Annotated in this window: 16 protein-coding genes and 1 pseudogene; 9 read left to right on the top strand and 8 right to left on the bottom strand. The window is 43.3% G+C overall.

Features of this window, described 5'->3' with window-relative positions; genetic code table 11:
* Positions 1 to 93 precede the first annotated feature (93 nt).
* Together L4D09_RS23300 and L4D09_RS23305 are read right to left on the bottom strand one after the other, a co-directional pair.
* The gene (locus tag L4D09_RS23300; protein ID WP_428459931.1) at positions 94 to 639 is read right to left on the bottom strand and encodes a winged helix-turn-helix domain-containing protein; all 546 of its coding nucleotides are present in this window, start codon (positions 637 to 639) and stop codon (positions 94 to 96) included.
* A 773-nt stretch (positions 640 to 1,412) separates the two neighbouring features.
* Positions 1,413 to 2,099, bottom strand: a complete 687-nt coding sequence (locus L4D09_RS23305; RefSeq protein WP_428459932.1) for a hypothetical protein — start codon at positions 2,097 to 2,099, stop codon at positions 1,413 to 1,415.
* Between the two features lie 809 nt (positions 2,100 to 2,908).
* Between L4D09_RS23305 and L4D09_RS23310 the strand changes: the two genes are divergently transcribed.
* Genes L4D09_RS23310 through L4D09_RS23335 form a run of 6 tightly spaced genes read left to right on the top strand, consistent with a single transcriptional unit; the run spans position 2,909 to position 6,828 of the window.
* Complete coding sequence (locus L4D09_RS23310; RefSeq protein ID WP_428459933.1) at positions 2,909 to 3,307, top strand: DUF2170 family protein; 399 nt, start codon at positions 2,909 to 2,911, stop codon at positions 3,305 to 3,307.
* Entirely contained in the window at positions 3,307 to 3,993 is a 687-nt protein-coding gene (locus tag L4D09_RS23315) for a PspA/IM30 family protein (RefSeq protein ID WP_428459934.1), read from the top strand. The genes L4D09_RS23310 and L4D09_RS23315 overlap by 1 nt, the downstream gene beginning before the upstream one ends.
* Before the next feature lie 34 nt (positions 3,994 to 4,027).
* The gene (locus tag L4D09_RS23320) at positions 4,028 to 5,059 is read left to right on the top strand and encodes an ion channel (RefSeq protein WP_428459935.1); all 1,032 of its coding nucleotides are present in this window, start codon (positions 4,028 to 4,030) and stop codon (positions 5,057 to 5,059) included.
* Between the two features lie 35 nt (positions 5,060 to 5,094).
* On the top strand, positions 5,095 to 5,730 hold the full coding sequence (locus L4D09_RS23325; RefSeq protein ID WP_428459936.1) for a YjfK family protein: 636 nt from the start codon (positions 5,095 to 5,097) through the stop codon (positions 5,728 to 5,730).
* A 49-nt stretch (positions 5,731 to 5,779) separates the two neighbouring features.
* Positions 5,780 to 6,196 carry a DUF350 domain-containing protein gene (locus L4D09_RS23330; protein ID WP_428459937.1) on the top strand — a complete coding sequence of 139 codons (417 nt, stop codon included), beginning with the start codon at positions 5,780 to 5,782 and terminating at the stop codon, positions 6,194 to 6,196.
* Positions 6,197 to 6,207: 11 nt separating this feature from the next.
* The gene (locus L4D09_RS23335) at positions 6,208 to 6,828 is read left to right on the top strand and encodes a DUF1190 family protein (protein ID WP_428459938.1); all 621 of its coding nucleotides are present in this window, start codon (positions 6,208 to 6,210) and stop codon (positions 6,826 to 6,828) included.
* 140 nt (positions 6,829 to 6,968) lie between these two features.
* On the opposite strand, the gene L4D09_RS23340 is transcribed toward L4D09_RS23335, so the two are convergent.
* Positions 6,969 to 8,321 carry a cytochrome-c peroxidase gene (locus tag L4D09_RS23340; protein ID WP_428459939.1) on the bottom strand — a complete coding sequence of 451 codons (1,353 nt, stop codon included), beginning with the start codon at positions 8,319 to 8,321 and terminating at the stop codon, positions 6,969 to 6,971.
* 511 nt (positions 8,322 to 8,832) lie between these two features.
* Here L4D09_RS23340 and L4D09_RS23345 point away from each other — a divergent pair.
* The 3 genes and pseudogenes from L4D09_RS23345 to L4D09_RS23355 all read left to right on the top strand — a co-directional run.
* A pseudogene (locus tag L4D09_RS23345) lies at positions 8,833 to 10,518 on the top strand (immunoglobulin-like domain-containing protein); the annotation flags it as partial.
* 129 nt (positions 10,519 to 10,647) lie between these two features.
* Positions 10,648 to 11,937, top strand: a complete 1,290-nt coding sequence (locus L4D09_RS23350; RefSeq protein ID WP_428459940.1) for a peptidoglycan DD-metalloendopeptidase family protein — start codon at positions 10,648 to 10,650, stop codon at positions 11,935 to 11,937.
* A gap of 730 nt (positions 11,938 to 12,667) precedes the next feature.
* Positions 12,668 to 13,732 (top strand): permease, encoded by a 1,065-nt coding sequence (locus L4D09_RS23355; RefSeq protein WP_428459941.1) that lies wholly within the window; start codon positions 12,668 to 12,670, stop codon positions 13,730 to 13,732.
* A gap of 79 nt (positions 13,733 to 13,811) precedes the next feature.
* Here L4D09_RS23355 and L4D09_RS23360 read toward each other — a convergent pair whose 3' ends face one another.
* The 5 genes from L4D09_RS23360 to L4D09_RS23380 all read right to left on the bottom strand — a co-directional run bounded on the left by L4D09_RS23360 (position 13,812) and on the right by L4D09_RS23380 (position 18,348).
* Complete coding sequence (locus tag L4D09_RS23360; RefSeq protein WP_428459942.1) at positions 13,812 to 15,053, bottom strand: NRAMP family divalent metal transporter; 1,242 nt, start codon at positions 15,051 to 15,053, stop codon at positions 13,812 to 13,814.
* A 69-nt stretch (positions 15,054 to 15,122) separates the two neighbouring features.
* Positions 15,123 to 16,085 (bottom strand): 5-oxoprolinase subunit C family protein, encoded by a 963-nt coding sequence (locus L4D09_RS23365; RefSeq protein WP_428459943.1) that lies wholly within the window; start codon positions 16,083 to 16,085, stop codon positions 15,123 to 15,125.
* On the bottom strand, positions 16,082 to 16,801 hold the full coding sequence (gene pxpB, locus L4D09_RS23370) for a 5-oxoprolinase subunit PxpB (protein ID WP_428459944.1): 720 nt from the start codon (positions 16,799 to 16,801) through the stop codon (positions 16,082 to 16,084). Before pxpB ends, L4D09_RS23365 begins: the two co-directional genes overlap by 4 nt.
* On the bottom strand, positions 16,798 to 17,532 hold the full coding sequence (locus L4D09_RS23375) for a 5-oxoprolinase subunit PxpA (RefSeq protein ID WP_428459945.1): 735 nt from the start codon (positions 17,530 to 17,532) through the stop codon (positions 16,798 to 16,800). Before L4D09_RS23375 ends, pxpB begins: the two co-directional genes overlap by 4 nt.
* Positions 17,533 to 17,553: 21 nt before the next feature.
* Positions 17,554 to 18,348 carry a putative hydro-lyase gene (locus L4D09_RS23380; RefSeq protein ID WP_428459946.1) on the bottom strand — a complete coding sequence of 265 codons (795 nt, stop codon included), beginning with the start codon at positions 18,346 to 18,348 and terminating at the stop codon, positions 17,554 to 17,556.
* Positions 18,349 to 18,420 lie beyond the last annotated feature (72 nt).

The raw sequence follows: 18,420 nt of genomic DNA on the forward strand, positions 1-18,420 counted from the left end.
CACAGATACCTCAATAGAAATTACTAACTTAAATATAACTAGTACCTGGCCAACATTATAAACATATTATTTTTATATTATTTTACATTCACATTAACCAAACAAGTAAATCGAAAAAATTGATATTGAAAACATCCAAGACATAAAAAAAACAAGATGGTCAAGGGATAGTTTAATCCGTATTTTTTCGTATCTTCTCCGATCTTTTTTACCTATATTAATATCAACGTTAATACTTTTTTCTTCACTTGATATATCACTTATAGTATCAGCATAAAATAATGGTTCAACCTCTAAACGTTCATCATCAGTCAAATTAATTTGATAACCATACCTGGGAATAGTCAGGATCGCATCATCTAACCCAACACTATTTAGTCTTTCTCTTATTTTATTAATTGCCACGCTTAATGATGTATTTGTGACAATACGCCCCCCCCAACAATTATCCAATAAATACTGTCTAGATAATGGTTTACCACTAGCCATAACCAGCTCTTTTATGATGGTAACTTCGGGACATGAAAAAATAGCCTCAACACCACTATTACTATTTGTTATAGACCGTTTTTCTTCTATTAAGTAAACCTCATCATTCAAGAAGATTCTCTTCCCTTTAAGGCTATTTACTTCACTCATAACACCCCCTCAATAGCAACCAAAATTAATGTTATTTTTTTACTCTGTATAATTTCGAGTTAGATAAAGCTACATAAAACAAAATAGAAATAAAACCGTATCTCTTCCAATATTTGATTAATTCATATTAATTAATGTGAATTAATCAAATATTGGAAACCATCTCACCGGGCTCACCACCCCGAAAATGCAAGTTAAATAACATTAATGAAAACCCAACAGAACTCACTTTAATTTAATATGTTTTAACTTGAGCTCAATATAAAAACATTTATATTAAAGTCTATTTCATTGATAAGTACACTTCCTATAAGTTGTAATCGAGTATTGAACCATGATTGATGATGACATAATTGACATAACTAATTCTCTGCAAGATAAATATAACTTTAATGCTGATGAGTTATATCTAATTGAATATGATGGTTTCCTATACTGGTCTGGAACCATTGGTAAACAGTTTAAAATTCGATGTACATTTTTGAGTATAAAAGAACAATATATTGGGTATTTTGATAGTGACTTAGAACATAAGCTGAAGCAGTTCAAAAAAAATTGAATCTTACATTTTACTATATAGTTTTACATAACCATGACTATCTGGATAGGTAGTCATATATAAGCGCTTCATGAGCTGGAAAGACAGGTGCATTGATAAAAACCTTATCTTTAGCAATTATACATTTCGAGGGGTTGATATAATGGCTATTAATAGAAACAAATAAAAATCCTCCTAATTATAAGATTAGGAGGATAAAATCATACCACTAGGATCAGAATGAATATCTAAATCCAAGCTGATAATATAGCTCATCAGTATCTAAACTTAGATCTAACTTTGAGTTATCAACAAATGTCTTTACAAGATCCATTGATTGATAGCCTATATTTGCCTCTATACTTATACCGTCATAAATTTCAAATACTGTATCAAGTCGATAATCTATAATAACCTCATCATAATTTAACATACGTACCGCTGGCTCAATTGTTAGATTATCTAGCACATTCCATTTCACCCCGAGCTCAACAGCAAGAGCACTATTGTTGGTTGTAATACCTAAATTAGTCGAACCTATTTCGTTTAGGATACCATCTGGTATAATATTGTCCGTTAATTCGTATGTTAAACGATAGTCTACCCCACCAAGAATGATATAGGCTGAAAGATCATTGTAAACTGGGTAGTAATATCCTAGACCAATCATAGACTCTGACAGTTCAATACTATTCTTAGATAGTTTTTCGTGCCGTATTTCAGAAAAAAACTGATCATAAAAATTCCACGAGCCACCTAAGTAATAACCAGATAGAGAATCTACTGGTGAATCAGTGCTATTGCTACTGATAGATGAATATTGAAATCCTCCCGATATGTAGTCATACCCAGTCTCCGCCATCGTATTACCAGATAAAGCCGTAACAAAAAGGTATGGGATAATAAATTTTAAATGTTCCATCTTACTAATTCCTTTTTTAAATATAAATACCAACCCAGTTTTACAAAATCACATCAGAAAATATAATAGTAAATCTAGGTATAAGTATAATTACGGTGGTAATAACAATTAATCAAGTTAACTAACATTAAAAACAGTTGCCTTGATGTTAACGTCTAACCTATTGAATGATAAAGACCTTTCTTTAATGATTATAAAGAATTAATCATTAACAATATAAATTATTTTTATAAAACACCCTCGTTTAACTATAAATACTATACATCACATATTTGACCTATGCTGGATGAGTAAAAACAACCATAAATAATAGTAAACCTTCACCTTAATGCATGTACATAGTCCTTACTACCATAAAAAATTCACGAACTTCTGCTTTTTTAATTCATAAATAACAGCGTATCGGGTATCTATCCTTGTTCTTAGATACAGCTGCAACAAAAGGATGATCCCCCTTGACACCTAGGTCACGAATACCACGCTGTACACGGCTCAGTAGGTATCGTCAATTTGTACCTAGCCATCTAAATAGCATTTATCAATTACTGTATTGCTGTATTGCTGTATTGCTGTATTGCTGTTCAAAAAATCAATTATTAATATCAAATTACTCACTACAAAGCCCAAAATCTCAGGTAGTACAACTTACTAAGGTATATTTATGAAGATATAAAGCAATCACACCAGTATAAAGTCGCTCACAAAAACACAACAAAAGTAACGTATTCTGTGGTAATTAATAAGTTTAACCCCATAATAAAAGTACACTTTTCATACAAGCATCCGCCCATAACTAAGAAGGCATAAACATGACTTGGCAACTTGCAGAACTGACTCCAATTCTCGCTAGCCACGATGGCTGGCATGTCACCGATAATAAGGAAGTACTTACGGTACAAAATGAAGATGGCATTGAAGCGTATCTTGCCGTTTCAGGCGAGCAAATTTTAGTTGAGGTACTACTGTTCCCAGCCGATCAAGTTACCGACACTGTGAAGCTAAATGAAGAAATTCTGCGTACTCACAAAATGTTCCCGCTTTCTACAATTGGTATTAACACACTGGACGGTACCAGCTACTACGTTGCGTTTGGCTCTCTATCTTCCCAGTCAAAAGCCGAAAGTATCGTTATTGAAGTCGCAACCCTATTTCGCAATGTCGAAGCCTTTATTGAACTGTATCAAGAGCACCTTCAGGAGACCGCATAATGAGCGTTTGGAAAAAACTGTTTACTGCCATTAAGGGCGGTGTTAACGAAACAGCAGAGTCGGTTGCCGACAGTCAAGCACTGCGTATTCTGGATCAAGAAATCCGTGATGCGAAACAAGAACTTCGCCGTTCAGATGAAGCGCTCGTCAGCATTGTTGCCAAACGCAAGCTTTCGCAGCAAAAGGTTGATGGCTTTAACCAAGGCATTGAAGAATATGAAGGTCACGCCCGAAGTGCGATGGAAAAAGGCCAGCAAGAACTTGCGCTAGAATGTGCACAAAAAGTCGCAACCATTCGCAACGAACAGCAAGCAGAGCAGACATACCTTGATCAGTTCATTGCTTCTGAACAACGCATGCGTACCAATATCAGCCAAGCTAAAGACAAGTTGCGTCAATTAGAGCAGCAAGTCGATGTGGTGAAAGCCAATGAAGCCGTTCAAAAAGCCCAGTCTGCGGTATCAGCCACCAATGTGGGGGCCAGTGCCAAGATGCACACTGCCGTCGAATCGCTAGAACGAATTAAACAGCGCCAGGCTGAAAAATCGGCTCAGTTAGAAGCGGCTGCTGAAATGGCAGAAGAACAATCATGCTCAAGCCTAGACAAAAAACTAGCAGAAGCTGGGGTGACCAGTGGTCAATCATCCTCTGCCGAAGATGAACTAAAACGTATTCTCGGCAAGTAATGAATAGAGACGTTACTCTTAAAAGGAGGTGTCCATGTCACTATGGCTGATTTTTCGTCGCTGGGCAGCGACAAAATTTAATGCGCTTAGTGGGCAAAACCTCCTTTTTCTCACCCTGAGTTATGCCGTTATCTGTTTTATTTTGCTCACTATTGTGGGCGAAAAAGCGCTCGTGCAATCCCCCACCGATTTCATCTATTACCTAATCGTAACGGCTTCAACGGTTGGTTATGGAGACATGTCACCGACAACCGTTGCCGGTAAATGGATTGTTATGCTCTTTGTCATCCCTGGTGGACTTGGGCTATTTGCATTAGGTGTGGGCCGTGTCGCAAGCCTATTTATTGATTATTGGAAGCGTGGCTTGCTCGGGAAAAGGAAACTGAAAGTGGACAATCATATTTTAGTACTGGGGTGGAACGAACAGCGTACCCTTCATTTGATCAAAATGCTGCAACATGAAGAGTCTGGACATCGGCCCATCGTTCTATGTGTCAGACCCGAAATGGAAAACCCATTGCCAGGTGAAATTGAGTTTGTTCGTGTCGCCAGCTTTACCGACAGTGAAGGGATGAGCCGAGCCGGAATCGATACTGCAAGCTGTATTGTCATTGATAATACAGAAGATGATATCACGCTGTCAGCGGCCCTTTATAGTGCCAGCCGTAATCCTGATGCGCACCTCTTGGCTTACTTCAATGACGATTCACTCAGCAAGTTGCTAAAACGACATTGCCCTAACGCAGAATGCATCCCTTCCGTTTCCGTGGAAATGCTAGCCAAAGCAGCGGTAGACCCAGGTTCAAGTGAGTTACACCATGAATTGTTGAGTACCCATAAAGGCATGACTCAATATTCAGTCACCTATCCAAGCAATGCTGAGCCTACAACAATCGCCCCTTTGTTTACGGCTTTTAAGCAACACTATGAGGCTATATTAATAGCGATTGATACTGGCCAAGGTGTTGAATTAAACCCACCTTTAGATCACCCTGTACCGGCAGGGACTAAGCTGTTCTATATCGCTGACGAACGAGTCAATAGCTTTAATTGGCTCCAGCATTAACTCAACGTTATAAAGCGCACCATGCAGGAAATATTATGTTTGACTGGTTTAAAAAGAAAACATCACCTCAACCTGAAACACCTAAAAGTCCTGAAATATTAGGGCTAAGGCTCGGTGGTGCATTTGAGCTCGATGATCTAAAGCTGCGCCTGATTGAACCTGATTTGATTATCGAAGGCGCAGCAAGAACCCAGCTAATTAAAGCCGTTGGAGTCGTTCAACTCGATGAGCAAACTCGTTTGATCCGTTATTACACGGATGATGATGGTTTCATACAAGTGCTGATACATGGCGAATCGGAAGCCGACATTAGTGAAGTGAAACTCTATTACTTTTACGAATCCAAACCCATTGATACCCAAACCCAATGGCAGCAACTGCTTGATCACACCCTTGTTCAGTCGACATGGGAACTTGAAGGGCATCATTTTACCAAAGCTTGGGACAATGTACGCCCAGTGGCAATGACTGAAACGACGTGGCTTGAGAATGGTTCGGTCAGCGATACTGACCAATTTGTCATGATTTATGAGCGAGAAACCGAAAGTGAACAGTTTGAATTTCTACTCGTCGCGGGCGAAGAAAAGATTAGACACCAACAGGCCGAACGCTGTCTCGCGATAAGCACTGGGTTTGACCTATCACCCACCGATTTTAAGCTCATAGGCTAACCTAATAAAAAGCCACATTATTTTTTAACGCTAACTAAATGGAACTAACATGGATGTAATAACTAATTCACTCGCAGGCCTTGGCGCATTCCTACTTTATTTCTCGCTATCTCTGGCTTTCTTATTATTGTTTAAATTTGTCTATGTTCGCTTCACACCGCACGATGAATGGAAACTGGTAAAAGAAGACAAAAATATTGCCGCCGCTATTGGCCTTTCAGGATCTATCCTTGGCTACTGCCTTGCAATCGCTGGCGCGGCTAGTAACTCAGTCAACATTATCGACTTCATTTTATGGGGCGTGGTTGCACTGATTGCACAGCTCATCGCTTTTGCTATTTTACGCTTCGGCTTTATGCCTAAAATTGTTGAACGTATTGAGGCCGGTGAAATTCCAGCGGGAATCGTAATGGCAGCAACATCGGTTTCTGTTGGCTTATTAAATGCCGCTTGTATGACCTACTAGGGAGAAGGCAGATGAAACGCAGTAAACATGTCGTTCTCGCGAGTATGCGCAAAAGCTGGCGGCCTCTGACGTTCACACCCGTCACTGTCGTGATTGCCAGTGCTGTACTGACAGGCTGTAGTGACAATGAGCAAGATGCTTCCATCTACCAATCACTTGATGACTGTATTGACGAAAACCCTAATTACAGCGCTGAGTGCCAAAGCGCCTATCAGTATGCGGTGCAAGAAGCCTCTCGCACAGGGCCCAAGTATCAAAGTCAAAATGATTGCGAAGCCGAATTTGGTAACGACGCGTGTGTGCAACCGCGCGGTAATAGTTGGTTTATGCCTGCAATGACGGGGTTTATGTTTGGCCGAATGATGAACAGTAATAACTACTATTCTCAGCCGATGTATCGCTCTAGCTACCCAGGCAGTATTTTTTATGACCGCTGGACAACAGCAGATGGCCGTGACTATGGCAGTAGCCGCTATAAAAACACCAAAGTAAAAGTGAATCGCGATCAAATGAAGCCGAAGCCAACGGTTAACCGTACGATTTCACGGGGAGGGTTCGGCTCAACCGTATCGGCGAAATCAAGCTGGGGAAGCAGTCGTTCTTCTAGCGGCAGTAAAGGATGGGGCGGGTAAGTTCCTATAACAGTGCTCCAACTCATCACTTGCTGCGTTAATAGCTATGACACGTTTATATCTCGTCAATTTGTTCAAAATACGTTGCCTGCTCATACTTATGAGCAGGCTTTGTTCACTAAAATTAATCCCCCCCACCGCTATGGCGTATTATCATCACCGTTAGTGGTTTCCCCGGTATCTCGTCGCTCTTCAAATGGCGTAGAAAAAATAGGATTCGTTAGGAAATCTTCATCCGTAAGCGTTTCTAAAAACGCCACTAATGCCGCCTTTTCTTCCTGGTCTAATTCCATTTGAACGGGTGCACCGCCCACTCGCCCATTGGCTGTGAGATCAGGGCTAAGATTTGGATGTCGCTGAATACCACTATTATAAAACTCAACCACGTCAGCCAATGTTTCAAAACGCCCATCATGCATGTAGGGAGCGCCTACCGCAATATTACGTAGTGACGGTGCTTTAAAGAAACCGCCACCAGCACCTTGGTCGGTAGCATCTCTATCATCTACCCCATTCACATGCGCCTGATCCATACTGTGTGCTGTCGTTTGGTGGCAAGCCACACATCCAAGTGACGAGCGCTCTGGCCCCGGAAAGCCAGCAAACAAACGTAATCCTTCCATTTCCTGCTCGGTAAACACCGCAGAAAAGTCTGGATCGTCCCACTCACCAGCCACAAAGGCCTGATCGTATTTCGATTCATAGCTCACCATGGTACGAATAAACTGCGCCATGGCGTGGCCAATACGTTCGCTGGTAATCGCCTCATCACCGAAAGCTTGTTCGAACAACGGGCCGTAGAAACTGGTCTCAGCTAATTTAACTTCAAGATCAAACAGATTCATCCCCATTTCTACCGAGTCTTGAATTGGCATCAACACTTGTTCTTCTAGTGAATCTGCTCTTTCATCCCAGAAAAATTTGCCATTTCGGTAATAGGTTGCATTCGATAAACTCATTGAATGACGGCCCGTTTTGCCACCTTCAAACCCATCACTGAATGTCTTGGGATCTGTAAAACCATGTTCCTGAATATGGCAATCGGCGCAAGCAATTGTACTGTTTGCCGACAGCCGCACATCATAGAAAATAACTCGCCCCAAATTTGCACCAGCATTGGTCACAGGGTTTCTAAAAGGCGTATTATCCTGACCATCAACACTGCCAAAAGGCGCCGTGATTCTGGTGTAATATTCAGGTCGTGCCGCTAGGTAAGCCTCATAGTCATGAGTTACTGATAAATCAGGCAACGGCAGGCCATCGATATCAAGTTTAGGTTCAGGTGGCGGCTCTTCAGCTGGTGGTAACACGGGTTCATCGGGTTGAGAGCCAGATTCTGGTGGTGATTCTGAGCCAGCAGCGGGTTCTGTCACCTGCTCGCCTTCACCTGCCGCAGCAATTCCAGCACTAGTTTCATCATCATTAGAATCATCACGACAAGCAGTAACGGACGCCAGAATGACGACCGCCAAAAGATAACGGGAAGTATTCATTAAAACACTCCATACCTAGCCAAATAGGTAACTTCAGGGGGTTATAATTATTTGACAGGTTCTTCTGTCCTGCCATTTATACCAATTTCACCAGCATACATTAGCTAAACTCACCGTAAGCACACTGGGCATACTATCTAGCTTGATACTACAACAGCACAATTTGTCCCCAAAAAAACAGGCGTATTCAAGCTGATATTAAAAATCTAGCAATAGCCATGAGGTCTTGTTTCTGACTACTGAGATATTAGGAGGGAGGCAAGCTAATACGCCCGATTAAAATTAACAATCACGATCGTATCTGTGATCACAAATGCAACAAAATAAGAGCTTATTTTTGGATGCAGATCTTTATTTGCAACAAGAAATATATCCTCTATCAATAACTGAATATACCTTATACATATGCTCTTAACTTCATAGTATATATTGTTTGGGGTATCACTAAGCCCTTGGAGAGTGGCTTGTATTACAGAATGGGAATACTAATAACGTTGTAAAAGGAGTTAACATGAAGGCAATAAAAATGAGTCTTCTCACCGCCTCGTTGGCGCTAGGAGCATTCGTCGCCCCCAGTACTGTCATGGCAAATGAGATGGTGGCACAAGATGGCAACGTGGTCGTTGGTTACTGGCATAACTGGTGTGATGGTGCTGGCTATAAAGGTGGTAATGCACCCTGTATCGAGTTAACGGATGTGCACCCTTACTATAACGTAGTCGATGTATCGTTCATGAAGGTCTATAACCCAGCAGAAGGCCGTATCCCAACCTTTAAGCTAGATCCCACCATTGGCTTAACTGAAAATGAATTTATTACTCAAATCGCACAATTGAATTCTGAGGGACGTAGTGTCCTACTGGCATTGGGTGGGGCAGACGCCCATATTGAATTGCAGGCGGGCGATGAACAAGCTTTCGCAGATGAAGTCATTCGTCTAACCGACAAATTCGGCTTTGATGGCCTTGATATCGATCTCGAACAATTAGCAATTACGGCTGCCAGCAACAGCACCGTCATACCAGCAGCGTTAAAAATGGTTAAAGATCATTACAAGGCTCAAGGTAAAGACTTCATGATCACCATGGCTCCTGAATTCCCTTACCTCTCAGAAGTTAATGGCAAATATATGCCGTACATTGATGGCTTGGAAGGCTACTACGATTTTATCAACCCGCAGTTTTATAATCAGGGCGGCGACGGTGTCTACGTAGAAGGCGTTGGCTGGCTATCGCAGAATGACCCACGTAAAGAAGAGTTCATCTACTACATGTCTGACTCTTTGATCAATGGGACACGTGGTTACAACCAAATCACCCATGACAAATTAGTGTTTGGTATCCCCGCCAATATCGACGGTGCAGCAAACGGCTACGTTGAAACGCCGAGCGACTTATACAACGCCTTCAATCGTTTATCAGCCCAAGGTCAACCTATACGCGGCGTGATGACCTGGTCAGTAAACTGGGATATGGGAACCAACTCGGCAGGTCAGCAGTACAATGAGCAGTTCATTAAAGACTACGGTTACTTTATTCACAATCAAGAGCCGCCCCTACCCGATTTAACACCAAGCTTTGGCGGCCTGATTGATGCACGTGTACTACGTGGCGACAACTTTGACCCATTATTGGGAGTTACTGCAGCCGATGCCGATGGCAATGACATTACGGCTAATATCACGGTTGACGGATATGTAGATACCAACACAATTGGCGATTACATATTGACCTACAACGTCGCAGATAATGATGGCAACAGTGCTACCGAACCAAGAAAAGTGACAGTATATGATCTCTTGCCGATCTTCGAGGGTATCGACGATGCCCGCGTTGCACTAGATAGTACGTTCGACCCTATGGCAGGGGTTACGGTCACGCACCCAACTGATGGTGATATTACCGACCAAACCACAGTATCAGGCAGTGTTGATACCAGTACCGTCGGTAATTATTCACTCACCTACACCACCGCTTATGGCAACGGACAGAGCATCAGCGAAAATCGTAATGTTGAAGTCTATGACGACAATACCCCTGTTTGCCCGAATGCATGGGATGCCACTAGCATTTATGTTGAAGGTGATGAAGTCACCCATGCTGCTAAACAGTGGCGCGCTAAGTGGTGGACGAAGGGCGACGATCCAACATTAAGTGGCGAGTGGGGTGTATGGCAAGAACTTGGCCCAGCTAACTGCCAGTAGCCCCGGAAAATAGCCAGTTTTAATACCTATTAGGCCAGTCGCAAGACTGGCCTTTTCAGTATGTCGGGTTACATTTCTCGGTGGTTATGTTATAACATAACAAAATTAATCACTCTATTTATTATGAAGTTCCTGAAATCAACGCTTCTTCTCGTCGCCACTGCGTCATTTTCTCTAGCCGCCATATTACCGACAAAAAAAGCCCCCAAACAATCAATAGAAATTCCGTTAGCAAGCGAAGATACTCTATGGGTAAATAAGGTTGCTGATGAAGATATTCAAAATCAAGTCGCTATAACATCTATCGAGCATGTTGATTACATCGTCAAGGTTGGCGATACACTTAGTACCATTTTTGCTCAGTGGCAGATCCCCTATACAAGCTTACAAAAAGTATTAGAAACAGATTCAGATTATCTGCATTTAGACACGATTAAACCCGGTGACCACCTAGAGATTGAGGTGGATTCAGCCAGTAACACACTGAATAAATTAGTCTATAACCAAAGTATTGTTGAGCGTGCTATCTACCACTTAACAGATGACGGTAGCTATCGTTATGAATTTAATGAACGCCCTTCGGAATGGATTCATACCCTTTATAGCGGTTTTATACAGGGTAGTTTTTCTCTCTCAGCTCACAAGCAAGGACTGTCTACAAATCAAATTGCCAACATCACACGCATCGTCGGGGATAACATTAATTTCACCAAAGAATTAAGAGCAAACGACAAATTTAATATCCTTGTTGCCGAGCAATACGTGAATGACCATAAAACTGGCAACACTGAAATAAAAGGGATAGAAATAAAAGCGCACCGTAAACAAGTATCTGCATTTCTGGCAAATGATGGTCGGTTTTACGACCGCAGTGGCGAAAGCCTAGAACAGGCATTTGACCGATTTCCGGTAGATAAAATATTTAGAAGAGTAACATCCCACTTTAATCCAAAGCGGCAGCACCCTGTCACTGGGCGTGTTAGCCCACATAATGGTACTGACTATGCTACACCTGTCGGCTCTCCAGTATATTCTATCGGGGATGGCAAAGTGGTTGTGGTACGTAACCACCCTTACGCCGGGAAATACCTTGTAATTGAACACAATAATATTTACAAAACACGCTATTTGCACCTAAGCAAATTCTTTGTACAAAAAGGGCAGGAGATCAAACGAGGTGAAAAAATTGCCCTCTCTGGCGCAACCGGGCGAATAACAGGCCCACATTTACACTTTGAACTACTAGTACGAAACCGCCCCGTTGACCCTTATACCTATGAGCTCCCCGTCGCATCGAGTATCACCAATGATGATCTTGCCAATTTCGAGCAATTAGTGGCCGAGTTTGATTTTCTGGTTACAGACCAAGATAACGCGAAAAGTCTCTCGGCTTCGATGCCAATATCATCATAAATAGTCGCTTTGATCTCTGATCACATATAAACCTATGGGTGTCATTACATAGTGACGCCCATTTTATCAAACTACTTTTTTCAATTTTTTTAGGTAATTAGGGTTATATAACACAGCGAAGCTATCAACTATTATAAATCTGATAACAGAATTCATATAGACACAAAGATGCACGACCAGTAACGTTGCCAGCCGAAAATACATTCCCTTCTCTAACGATAAGAGACGGGGCATAACTACAAGTGAGGGGAAAAATTACAGTGTGGAGCAATATGGAACTTAGCCGTACAACTCAAGCAGTGCACATTGCTAAGCTATACAGTACAGACAAAGCTAAACAGATCTCTGATGAAACTCGTAAACGACACCTGCATCAATTAAAAACCAAACTTAAATGCTTTCAGCCAGCTACCTCAAAATAGTGTTCATAACATTGAGCTGGCTTTTCATTCCTGTTCATCTTCCCCCCAAGTTTCCCTTATGACGTAAGCCTTATCAGCCAATATGCCCCTTTCAAATTTTTAGAGCTATCTTAGATACCAAGCTAAAAATGCCACCTTACCAGCAATTTTTCGTCTACCAAACTGAAAACATTATGCGTTAATAATCAATATCATAAAATTACCTCTAAATTTATTTCGACAAAACCAGAAATAACGTATTGACAGAAATCTGTCATCACACTATATTTCGACATATATCGAAACGTTAGAGTAACCGAGGCAAGATTATGAGCCCTGAATTCGTAACCATGTTTAAAGAAGCTGCTGGCATGTTCCTATTCCTCGCAGCAGAATTAACCGTATTATTCCTAGCCATTAGCTATCTAGTAGGCGTATTGCAGGAATTTTTAACCCCAAAAAAGATCCAGTCGATCTTAAGCTCACGTAACGGGAAAGGTTATGTGATCGCAGCACTGTTAGGATCTATCACACCATTTTGCTCATGCTCGACCATTCCTTTTTTAAAAGGTTTACTTCGTGCCCGAGCAGGGTTTGGTCCGATGATGGTGTTCTTGTTCGCCAGCCCATTGCTTAATCCAATCATCATTGGTTTATTCGTCGTAACCTTTGGGATAAAAGTAGCAGTGTTCTACTTCATCGTAGCAATGGCTGTATCGGTTATAGCTGGCTACGTGCTTGAAAAACTAGGCTTTGAACGCTATGTCCGTGAAGAGGCTTATCAAACGGCTGATGCCAGTTCAAGCTGTGGTAGCACGACCTCAACCTGTGGTACTAAACCCGCTCCAGTAGCTTCAAGCTGTGCGGCGACAGCAACGCCAAAACCCGCACCAGCAGCACCAAGCTCTTGCTGTAATACGAAAGAAGAAGCAACTGTTGAAGTAAGCGGTTGTGGTGAAGCGGTACTAACCGTGAAAGAAGAAAGTCGCTGGGTACGTATTTGGCACTCAACTTGGAAAGACTTTAAGCAAGTACTTCCTTACTTGATGCTGGGTATTTTCATTGGCTCTTTCATCTATGGTTTCATTCCTACAGATTTAATCGCCAAGTACGCAGGTGAAGGTATGTGGTATGCGATTCCGGTGGCCGCTATCATTGGTATCCCACTATATATCCGTGCTGAAGCCGTTATCCCATTGAGTGCGGCATTAGTGAAAAAAGGCATGGCGATGGGTTCGGTAATGGCACTCATCATTGGTAGCGCAGGCGCGAGCTTGACGGAAGTGATTCTACTGAAATCTATCTTCAAGAATCAGATGATCGCTGCCTTCCTTGCTGTCATCTTAGGCATGGCTATTGGTGCAGGCTACATGTACACCTATCTATTCGGTTAACCACTAGCCAATAGAAATATAAACAAAGCCCCACCCTGCATTAAGCATGGTGGGGCTTTTTAATAGTTAGTGATTTGGCTTAACCAAAAATCATGATAAACAGGGTGTACAGGCTCATTGCCGCCATCATGATACTAATCATCCAACCAAATACCGACATCCATACAGGATGCTTATAGTCACCGACAATGGCAGATTTACGAGCAGCAATCAGCATAATGCTTAATGTGACAGGTAGAATAAACCCATTCAATGCACCCGCTACAATCAATAGAGTAACTGGCTTACCAATAAAGCAGAAAATAAGGCTCGACGCTAAGATAAAGCCAATAATGAAACCTCGAGTGTTGCGCTCAATAAAAGGGTGAAGTGTTTTCAAAAATGAAACAGAGGTATATGCCGCACCGATCACCGAGGTTATAGCTGCAGTCCATAGCACTAAGCCAAAGATCTTGTAGCCAATATTACCTGCCGCATGTTGGAACATTGATGCTGGTGGGTTTTCAGGGTCAAGGATCACGCCTGTACTAATAACCCCTAACGCAGCAAGGAACAATATTACTCGAACTACAGATGCCAAACTAATGGCTGAAATTGAACCTCGGTTAACCTGTGGCAACGCTTCTTGCCCTGTCACACCAGCATCGATCAATCGGTGTGCGCCCGCAAATGTGATGTAGCCGCCAACGGTACCACCAACCAAAGTAACAATAGCCAACACATTAAGCTTCTCTGGCCAAACAGAGCGATACAGCGCTTCACCAACAGGTGGCGAAGTCGAAAACAAAACGTATAACGTCATCACTATCAGTGAACCACCCATCACGATGGTAAATCGGTCCATCACTTTCGAAGCATCTTTTAATAAAAAGATACTGATCGCAATCACCGCACTAATCGCTGCACCTGCTACTGGCGTGATCCCCGGAAATAAGACGTTCATTCCCATACCAGCACCGCCTAAGTTACCGATATTAAATGCCAGTCCCCCCAATGCAACAGTACCTGCAATGGCAAAACCTAAACCGGGCAAAAGATCATTTGCAATGTCTTGAGCACGTTTTTTCGAGACAACAATTACCCGCCATATGTTCAGTTGAGCGCCGATATCAAGAATGATCGACACCAAGATAACAAAAGCAAAACTGGCGCCAAGTGTTTGAGTAAAGACGGTGGTTTGAGTAAGGAATCCCGGACCAACTGCAGAGGTCGCCATCAAAAAAGCAGCGCCCATGATCAATGACCAGTTAAAGCCCCCTTTAGCTGACGGCTTTGAGATCGAGTCACTCGCCGGTTGCTGTATCACTTTGTCTGTAGACATGTATAACTCCTGTAATTGTTACTCTGCAGCGACTATCCGAATGCTGCTTCTTCCATAATTTGATGAACATTACCCGACTAAGGTTTGTTCTTGTATCCATTTTTTCCCGACGTAGCCGTGAAAAAACTGCTGTTGAATCGCACGTTCCGCCTCTGCTTCATAGAGATCTTTTTCAACAAACCGAATTTCAGCCCCCGGCTGGCATTGCGCAAGTTGGCTCAGCCCTTTGGCTGTAACACAACCGATTTTCGGGTAACCGCCAATGGTTTGCCTATCTCGTAGTAAGACAATCGGCTGCCCATCTGCAGGGATCTGGATAGCGCCAAGGGCGATCCCTTCCGAGATCAAGTTACGCTTTTGGCATTCGATGGCTTCACCAGATAATCGGCACCCCATCCTATCCATCTGCGGTGTTAGGGTATAACTCGCATTGAAAAATCGCTGGCGTTGCTCTGGTGTAAATAGGTCATATTGATAACCGGGGATCACTTCCAGTGTCACTTGTTGGCTATATTGCGGAATAAACTGGGGCAGTACTTGCTTAGTCGCCATTGGTTGACTCACCGAGTACCGGATAAAGTCCTTGGCATTCAGCTTTTCACCTACGCCTTGAAGGCCGCCTAGCTCATCCCGAATGACAGTCGCACAGCTATTGAGGGGGGTAGGCACCTTGAACCCGCCTTGAACAGCAAGGTATGCCCGCATCCCAGAACGAGCTCCTCGCAGTGCTAACTGGTCGCCTTGACGAACCGGATAAGACTGCCAAAAGGCAATAGGCCGGCCATTCAATGTGGCCGCCATATCAGCGCCCGTTAAAGCAATGGTGGTTTCGGCATAGAATTCACAGCTGAACTGCCCCATCGCAATCTCAATTTGTGCCGCATTACGGTCGTTACCTAGCAGGCGATTACCCCATAAGAACGCATGTTCATCCATTGGCCCGCCAGTACTCACCCCGATAGACTGATGGCCAAACCGGCCAAGGTCTTGCAGTAGGCTCAACGGGCCAGCGGTTAAAATTCGTAGCGTCATGCCACCTCCCTGTCCATCGCGATTTCTTCTGGCAGCAGTACCCCACCCATGTCTAGGAATGTCGCCCTATCGATAGGCGTAAATGACACTTGTGCCCCCATTTCAAACACCGTTAGATTCTCACGTTGGTAATCAATCAAACTAATGGGTGTTCGACCAATAATCTGCCACCCCCCCGGAGACTGCTTCGGGTAAATAGCCGTTTGCCGGTCTGCGATAGCCAAGCTTCCGGCTGGTACTTTCAAACGAGGTGTTTGTTTGCGGGGAATTTCTATCCGTTTATCCGTATTACCTAAATACGCAAAGCCCGGCGCAAAGCCAATCGCATAAACACGGTATGTTGCAGATGCATGAATATTAACGACGTCATCAAACGACAAGCCGGTATGGTGGCAGATCTCTTGCGCATCCAGCGCAACTTCAGGCCCATAATAAACAGGCAGTTCAATGCACCTTGCCTGATTCGCAGATAGCGAAGCACGGCTACATTCAATCAGAACCTGCTGCAAGCGCAGGTTAAATTCGCGAAGCCCGATGGTGATCAAGTCAAAGCTAATTAATATCGAAGTATATGAAGGTACGATATCAACCACATACAAGCCTAACTGCTCACGGATGACAGGAATTGCTGCCGCGATCTGCTCAGCCGTTTCAGGGCTGACCGTATCCGAAAAATACACCATCAACGTGTTTTCATTTACTGCAGAGATCTTCATTGGCGATTTAACCTCGCACTCAGAACTTGCGCCGTTGGCAGCGATAATGGTCCATCACCATGAATGCATAAGGTATCGGCATGAATGGCAATTTTCTTTCCCGACAGCGAGATCACCGCTTGCTCTTCAATCAGCATTAAAGCCTGCTGCTCAATTTGCTCAATCGTCGTAAGGCTTGAGCCTGATACTGAGCGCGGGGTAAGACGTCCGCTGTCGTCATAGGCTCTATCGACAAACGCTTCAAACCAAAGCTGAATATCGTAAGTTGCCGCTAGATCTTGATACCTCCGGTGATCCGGAACGGCCATGACAACCAACGGAAGATCAGCATTGTACTGATTAAGTGCAGAGAGCAGCGCGAGAAAAACGTCGTCATCTTTCATCATCGCGTTATACAGTGCGCCATGGGGTTTCACATAACTAAGCGTCACCGATTCACTCTGGCAAATCGCCTGTAGCGCACCAAGCTGATAAATAAAAAACGCGGCCAGCTCGTCTTTATCCATAGCGATAAAACGACGGCCAAAACCTTGTAGATCGGGGTAACCCGGATGTGCACCAATCATGACACCATGCTGCTTGGCTAACTGTACGGTTTTCTTCATCACCACAGGATCAGACGCATGCATACCACAGGCGATATTAGCCATATCCAAATAAGGCATCACTTGCTCATCGCAGCCTAACTGCCAAAGGCCAAAGCTCTCACCCATATCACAGTTAATTTTCATGACGTTCTCCTTGGTTTCGCCTTACAGGAATGCAAATTCGTTATTCAGCCGATCGGTGATCAGCATCTTGCCTGGAGCATGCGTAATACACAGCGGTGGCTTGCTGTTGCGCATGACGTTTTGCGGAGTAACACCGCAAGCCCAAAACACCGGTACTTCCTGCGGGTTTATCGTTACCGGGTCACCATAATTTGGAATATTAATGTCTTCAATACCAATCGCATCTGGCGTACCAAAGTGAACGGGGGCACCGTGGGCTTTAGGGAAGCGAGTGGTCACCTGTATTGCACGAATAGCATCAGCAGGTGTGAACGGACGCATCGATACCACCATGTTGCCATGAAATCGCCCTGCGGGCTGACAGGCAATATTGGTATCGTACATAGAGACATTACATTGCTGGTCAATGTTACGAACACTTAGGCCAGTCTGAAGCATTGCTTCTTCAAAAGAGAACGAGCAACCCAAAACGAAAGTGACCAAATCATCACGCCAATGCTGAGTTAAATCCGGTGTCGCAAGCTCAAACTGACCATCGTAGAACACATGGTATTCAGGCACATCACGACTAATATCGATATCTAGGCCAATCTCAGCCAAATTTTTAGCACCGGGTTCAGTCATTCCGATCAATGGACAAGCAACTGGATTACGCTGGCAAAATAGCAAAAATTCATTCGCCCACTCAGCCGGCAATATCACAAGGTTGGCTTGCAAATATCCCTTTGCTAAACCACTGGTCGAGTCGGTAAATGCATTTTCACGAATACGTTGACGTAATGCAGGAAGAGGAAGTTGTGATACTGACGCAGTCATAATGCCATCCCTTGGTAATTAATATGTTAACGCTAAGTAACAATACGGCTTATTTAGATAATGTCTATTCGT

The organism is Photobacterium makurazakiensis (assembly GCF_050336715.1).
Taxonomy (GTDB): Bacteria; Pseudomonadota; Gammaproteobacteria; order Enterobacterales; family Vibrionaceae; genus Photobacterium; species Photobacterium makurazakiensis.